The sequence below is a fragment of the Actinophytocola sp. genome (assembly GCF_035712165.1).
Classification (GTDB): domain Bacteria; phylum Actinomycetota; class Actinomycetes; order Mycobacteriales; family Pseudonocardiaceae; genus DASYTH01.
Genome location: NZ_DASTBH010000287.1, coordinates 1 through 6376 on the forward strand (window position 1 = coordinate 1; position 6376 = coordinate 6376).

Annotated in this window: 6 protein-coding genes; 4 read left to right on the top strand and 2 right to left on the bottom strand. The window is 71.9% G+C overall.

From position 1 onward, the window contains the following. Positions 1–322: undecaprenyl-diphosphate phosphatase (locus VFO68_RS16285; protein WP_325159138.1), on the top strand; the 322-nt coding region annotated here is incomplete at its 5' end. On the opposite strand, the gene VFO68_RS16290 is transcribed toward VFO68_RS16285, so the two are convergent. Then, entirely contained in the window at positions 311–814 is a 504-nt protein-coding gene (locus tag VFO68_RS16290) for a GNAT family N-acetyltransferase (RefSeq protein ID WP_325159139.1), read from the bottom strand. The two genes, VFO68_RS16285 and VFO68_RS16290, sit on opposite strands and share 12 nt — an antisense overlap. An 18-nt stretch (positions 815–832) precedes the next feature. On the opposite strand from VFO68_RS16290, the gene VFO68_RS16295 reads away from it, so the two are divergent. Beyond that, the gene (locus tag VFO68_RS16295; protein ID WP_325159140.1) at positions 833–1555 is read left to right on the top strand and encodes a histidine phosphatase family protein; all 723 of its coding nucleotides are present in this window, start codon (positions 833–835) and stop codon (positions 1553–1555) included. A 67-nt stretch (positions 1556–1622) separates the two neighbouring features. Continuing rightward, positions 1623–2285, top strand: a complete 663-nt coding sequence (locus VFO68_RS16300) for a hypothetical protein (RefSeq protein ID WP_325159141.1) — start codon at positions 1623–1625, stop codon at positions 2283–2285. Here VFO68_RS16300 and VFO68_RS16305 read toward each other — a convergent pair. After that, positions 2282–5590 (bottom strand): GH92 family glycosyl hydrolase, encoded by a 3309-nt coding sequence (locus tag VFO68_RS16305; protein ID WP_325159142.1) that lies wholly within the window; start codon positions 5588–5590, stop codon positions 2282–2284. The genes VFO68_RS16300 and VFO68_RS16305 overlap by 4 nt on opposite strands. 66 nt (positions 5591–5656) lie before the next feature. Between VFO68_RS16305 and VFO68_RS16310 the strand changes: the two genes are divergently transcribed. Continuing rightward, positions 5657–6376 (top strand): GNAT family N-acetyltransferase, cg3035/Rv0428c family (locus VFO68_RS16310; RefSeq protein WP_422652903.1); only part of this gene is annotated, 720 nt, incomplete at its 3' end.

The following is a 6376-nucleotide window of genomic DNA, read 5'->3' on the forward strand; positions in this document are numbered from 1 at the left end:
CTTCTCCCGGTCCGGCGCCACGCTGTCGGCCTCGTTGCTGCTCGGCCTGGACCGGGTGTCGGCCACCCGGCTGTCGTTCTTCCTGTCCATCCCGGCGCTGACCGGAGCCGGGATCTACGAACTGAAGGACGCGCTGGGCGCCGGGGTGGGCGCCGCGCCGCTGATCGTGGGGACCGTGGTGTCCTTCGTGGTCGCCTACGCCTCGGTGGCCTGGCTGCTGCGGTTCGTGGCCCGGCACACCCTCAACGCGTTCGTCGTGTACCGGGTGTTCGTCGGCCTGCTGCTGTTCGGCCTGCTGGGCGCCGGCGTGCTAGAGCCGTAGCTCGCGGCGCATGCACACGCGGGTCGCCGGGTCCAGGCCCCGCTCGGCCTCGGCGGCGAGGATGCCGGCCAGCTCTGGCGTGATCTCGCCGGGCGGCAGCACCCGGAAGCCCAGCCGCCGGTAGTACGGCTCGTTCCACGGCACCGAACGGAACGTGGTGAGCGTGAGCGCGGCCAGACCCCGGCCGGCCGCCCAGTCGCCGACCCGGTCGATCAGCCGTGCGCCGATGCCGCGCCGCGCGTGATCGGGGTGCACGCTGATCTGCTCGAGGTGCGCGCAGCCGGCCAGTTCGGCGGCCACCGCGAAGGCGACCGGCGCGTCGGTGACGTCGACCGCGACCCAGACGTGGTGGCGGCGCAGCGTGGCCACCGGCATCGGGTCGTCGTCGGCGATGTGCGCCATGCCGATGTCGCGGAACAGTTCGCCGGAGGCCCGTTCGATCGGCGGCAGCCGGTCCAACTCCTCCGGCCGGGCCGTGCGGATGCGGGTCATGTCCGTAGGCTGCACCTCGTGGCAACGGTTGTGCTGCTCAGACACGCCCGGTCGACGGCGAACGGGTCGGGTGTGCTCGCCGGCCGCAGCACCGGCGTCGAGTTGGAGCAGACCGGGCTGGAGCAGGCGCAGGCCCTGGTGCGGCGACTGGCGGGCGTGCCGTTGGCCGAGATCGTCAGCTCACCGCTGACCCGGTGCCGGCAGACCGTGGCGCCGCTGGCCGAAGCACTCGGGCTGGAACCGCTCACCGAACCCGACCTGTCCGAGGTGGACTACGGGGCGTGGACCGGCCGGGAGCTGAAGACGCTGGTCCATGAGCCATTGTGGACCGTGGTGCAGCAGCACCCGTCGGCCGCGGTGTTCCCGGACGGTGAGGGGCTGGCCACCGTGCAGGCCCGGGCGGTGAGCGCGGTGCGGGCGCACGACACGCGGATCGCGGCGGCGCGCGGGGCCGAGACGGTCTGGCTGCTGTGCAGTCACGGTGACGTGATCAAGTCGATCCTGGCCGACGCGCTCGGTCAGCATCTGGACTCGTTCCAGCGCATCGTGGTCGATCCGGCGTCGGTGTCGGTGGTCCGCTACACCGAGACCCGGCCGTTCGTGCTGCGCATCAACGACACCGGCGGCGAGCTGGCCAGCATCGTGCCGCGCCCGGCGGAGTCCGGCGAACGGGCCGGGGACGCCACCGTCGGCGGCTCGACCGGCGAACAGGTGGAACCGACCCCGACACGAAACGCCTGAACCCGCCGATCTTGTGTCGTAGGACTGTGCCTTTCCGGCGAACCCCTCGCGGCCTGGAGGCCCCTCGATGACACAGCAATACGGCCAACAACCCGGCAACTACGGCCAGCAGCCCGGCGGGTATCCCGGCCACCCGCAGCAGGGCGGCTACCCGGGCGGCTACCCGCAGCAGGGCGGCTATCCGCAGCAGCCGACCGGCTACCCGTCACCGCCCGGCGGGTTCCCGCAACCCACCGCCGACTACCCGCAGGCGCCCGGATACCCCGCGTCCCAAGGCGGGTACCCGCAGGCTCCGACCGGCGGCGACCAGGAGCTCCGGGGTGGCCGGCCCGGCTCGGCCACCGCGGCAGCGGTGCTGGGCTTCGTACAGGCCGCCGTCACCACGATCACGACCGCGGTGCTGCTCCTGGCCATTTCCGGGGGCGGCGCGGACCTGGTGCTCGCCTGGGTCCTCGTCCTGAGCCAGGCAGCCGGGATCGTGCTGCTGATCTGGGGCGGCATCCGGCTGCTGTCCGGCACCGGGCGCGGGCTGTACCTGGCCGGCACCATCCTGGAGATCGCGTTGTCGGCGTTCTGGTTGTTCCGGTTCGTCACCGTCGAGACCGGCGGGTTCCAACCGGCCGAGAGCGTCACGTCGTTCGGCGTGTACCTGGCCATCCTGTTCGCGGTCCTGCCGGTGATCGGCCTGCTGCTGGGCCTGGGCGGCGCGACCAAGCGGTACGCGGGTTAGGCCAGTAGCTCCAACTCGGCGATGGTGAGGGTGCGCTCGCCGCTGCCCGCGGTGACCAGCAGGCGGTAGTGGGCGTACTCGCCGGGCCGGGCGACGGTGAACGCGCGGGTCTGCCGGCGCCAGCCGAACACCTCATCGCTGCGTTCGTCCAGCGCGGTCCAGGTGTTGCCGTCGTTGGAGCCCTGCAGCGCCCAGGTGCTCGGGTCGCCGGTGCGCGCGCCGGAGGTCAGCGTGTAGCGGCGCACGGTGGCGCGGGAGTCCCGCAGCGAGAAGCGGATCCACAGCGGCTCGTCGTCCGGGGCGTCGAACGTGGACTCCCGGCCGGTGCCGTCGAACACCGGGATGGGCTCGCCACCGCCGCTCCAACTCGGCAGGCCGGACCGCGAGTCGGTGATGTCGTGCAGCGGCAACGGAATCTCCGGGCCCTCGGTCAGCGACGGGGGCAGGGCGTCCGGGCCGGTGGCCCAGTCCGACGGCTCCGGACCCATGTCGAAGTCCAGCACGGCGCCCCCGGCGAGAAGGTCGTGCGGCAGGTAGCAGCGGTGGTACGGCTTGCCGTCGACCCGCAGGCCGCGCACGTAGACGTTGCGGTGGTCGTTCGCCGGGGCGTTGATCACCAGGTCCCGGCCGTTCTCCAGGTGCACCACCGCCTTGCGGAACAGCGGCGAGCCGATGACGTAGTACGGGCTGCCGACCGCCAGCGGGTAGAACCCCAGCGCGCTGAACAGCCACCAGGCCGACATCTCGCCGTTGTCCTCGTCGCCGCAGTAGCCCTGGCCGATGTCGCTGCCGGAGTAGCCGCGGGACATGATCTCCCGGACCTTCTCGGCCACCTTCGCCGGTTGCCCGGCATGGGCGTACATGTAGGCGATGTGGTGCGAGGGCTGGTTGCTGTGCCCGTACTGACCCATCCGGACGTCGCGGGCCTCGGTCATCTCGTGGATGGTCCGGCCGTAGGAACCGGTGAACGTCCCGGTCTCCGGGGTGGCGAAGAACTCGTCCAGCTTCGCCGCGAGCGCTTCCCGGCCCCCGTAGAGGTTGGCCAGACCCTGACCGTCGTGCGGCACGCTGAACGCGGTGTTCCAGCCGTTGGTCTCGGTGTAGTCGTGGCCCCACACCCGGGGGTCGTAGCCGGCGGCCGGTAACCGCCACCGGTGGTCCGAGCGGCGGCCCTGGAAGAACCGGATGTCGTGGTCGAAGCAGTTCACGTAGTGCCGGGCCCGGTCGGCGAGGTAGCCGTGGTTGTCCGCGTCGCCGAGCGCCCGCGCCAGGTTGGCGATGCCGAAGTCGTTGAGACAGCCCTCCAGCGTCCACGACACGCTCTCGTCGACCGCGCTCGGCGTGTAGTGCAGGAAGATCGACTCGTCCAGGCCGCGCCGGCCCACCGAGTCGCTGGTCGGGCACACCGTGGCGTTGCGCAGCGCGGCCTGGTACGCGCCGGTCACGTCGAAGTTGGTCACGCCCTTGAGGTAGGCGTCGGCGAACGCCACGTCCGAACTGGTCCCGGTCATCAGGTTGGCGTAGCCGGGGGAGGACCACCGGGAGATCCAGCCGCCGTCCCGGTAGTGCTGCACGAACCCGTCGATCAACTCCCCGCACCGGGTCGGGGTGAGCAGCGCGTAGGCCGGCCACACGGTGCGGTAGGTGTCCCAGAAGCCGTTGTTGACGTAGAGCTTTCCGGGCACCAGCTTGGCCATCGACGCGGTGGGAGTGTCGGCGCCCAGCCGCGGGGCGAACGGGCTGGCGTAGAAGTACTCGGGCCGCTGCGCCGTGCCGGTGTTCTCGAAAGCGCTGTTGGGATACAGGTAGAGCCGGTAGATGTTGGAGTAGAGGGTGGTGAGCTGCTCGTCGGTGGCCCCCTCGACCTCGATCCGGCCGAGCACGTCGTCCCACGCCGCGCGGGCCCGGTCGCGCACCGACTCGAAGTCCTCGCCGGTGGCGATCTCCAGCGCGAGGTTGCGCTTGGCCTGCGCCAGGCTGATCAGCGAGGTGGCGATCCGCATGGTCACCACGGTCGGCTCGTCCTCGCCATCGGCCGGGAAGAACCGGAGGAACCCGGTGACCCGGTTGGACAGTCCCCGCCAGAGCCGGCCGGAGTCGATCACCTTCCGGTCGAACGTGGCATAGAAGAACATCCGGCCGGCGCCGACCGAGAGTCCACTTCGGACATCGGAGTAACCGCTGACGCTGCCGGTGTCCGGGTCGAGGGTGAGCCGGCCGTGACAGTTGACGTTGTCGAAGATCAGCCCGACGTCCTTGCCGGGGAAGGTGAACCGGAACATCGCCGCGTGGTCGGTCGGCGCGATCTCGGTGCGCACCCCGTTGTCGAACAGCACGCTGTAGTAGTGCGGCCGGGCGATCTCGTTGCTGTGCTTGAAGGTCAGTGCGCGGCTGCGCCGGCCCGGCCGGATCCGCCCGGCCTGCGTGGTCGGCAGCACCTGCACGGTCTGCCGGTCACCCATCCACGGGCTGGGCTGGTGGCTGGCCCCGAAGGCCTGCAGCGCCGGGCGGTTCTGCTCGTCGCTGCCCCGGTGGTACTCGTAGAGCCAGCTCAGCGTGCCGGCGTTGGTCAGCGGGGTCCAGAAGTTGAACCCGTGCGGCACGGCGGTGGCCGGGAAGGTGTTGCCCCGGGAGAAGTCCCGGGAGGAGTGCGTGCCCCGGGTGGTCAGCACGTAGTCGACGGGCGTGCGCCGGTGCGGTCGCGGCCGGCGGGCGCCGATGCGCAGGTCGTCGATCCAGCCGGCGAACCGGGCCGGGCCGTGCGGCGCGGCGTAGTGCAACAGGATCTTGGTGATCTTCTTGCCGGCGGCGACCGCGCCGATCCGGGACACCCGGCGGTTCCACTGGCCGGTGTAGAGCGCCTTGGACTCGCCCTGCCCCCGCGGGGAGAGCTCGAACCCGAGTTGGTCGACCGCCCCCAGTCCGGACAGTTCGGTTCCGTCGTCGAAGACCAGGTCCACGGCCAGGTAGGTGCTCGGGTAACCCAGGTCGTCGCCGGTCAGTTCGGGGAAGATCAGATAGGAAAGCTCGGTCTCGGCGCTCACCTCGAGGTCGACCTCGAACACCCGGTTGATCACGTACGCGGCGCCGTCGCCCTTGTGGGTGCCGTGGTAGTGCAGGCAACGCACACCGGTGAAGCCGACCCCGCGGCGGGCGGCGTGCGGGTGGGACGGTCCGCCGCCGGGCCGGGTGCGCATCGTGGCGTGCTGCGAGCGCGGCTTGCCGTCGTCGGTGTCGATGGTGTCGGTCCACGTGGGAGCCGGGTCGCCGTCCTCGAACGAGGTGAAGAACTGGTCACCGGTCATGACCTCGAGGCCCCTTTCCTAGTATCGCGGTGCACCCTGCCACAGATCTCCCGGAAAGGCCCCGGAATGACTGCGGATCTCCTCGGCCACCGGGTCGTGCTGCGCCGCCGGGTCGGCAGCCGCGACGGCCGGCCGGTGTTCGCCGACATCCTGGGCCGGTTGACCGAGGTGGCCGACGACGCGGTGGTGATCCGGCGCGACGACGGGACGATGGTGACCGTGCCGGCCGCCGAGGTGCACCGGCTGCGCCCGGTGCCGCCGGGCCGGACCGAGATCTTCGCACTGGAGCGGGTCGCGAACGCCGGGTGGCCCGCGCCGGAGACCGAACCGTTGGGGGAGTGGTTGCTGCGGGCGGGCGAGGGCTGGACCCGTCGGGCCAACTCGGCGCTGGTGCTCGGCGACCCCGGATGTCCGTTGCCCGAGGCGCTCGCCCGGGTGCGGACCTTCTACGAGCGACGCGGTCTGCCGCCCCGCCTGGCCGTTCCGCTGCCGGCGATGGCCGCCGTCGACCACGCCGCGCAGCGCGCCGGCTTCCGGCACGACGTGGTGACCGAGGTGCTCGTCGCGCCGGCCCGCCCGGCGCCGCCCGACCCGGACCTGCGGCTGGCCCCGCGGCCGGACGCCGACTGGGCGGCGGTGTACCAGAACCGGGGTGTCCCGCCGGTGGCCGCGGGCATCCTGACCGGCCCGCCGGTGGTGATCTTCGGCTCGCTGGTGCTGGACGGAACCACGGTGGCGATCGGGCGCGCGGTGGTCGACTCGGGCTGGGTCGGCGTGGCCGCCGTG

Coding starts and splice junctions, on each gene's coding strand:
- VFO68_RS16300 (WP_325159141.1), top strand. CDS start 1,623: ATGACACAGCAATACGGCCAACAACCCGGCAACTACGGCCAGCAGCCC.
- VFO68_RS16305 (WP_325159142.1), bottom strand. CDS start 5,590: ATGACCGGTGACCAGTTCTTCACCTCGTTCGAGGACGGCGACCCGGCT.
- VFO68_RS16290 (WP_325159139.1), bottom strand. CDS start 814: ATGACCCGCATCCGCACGGCCCGGCCGGAGGAGTTGGACCGGCTGCCG.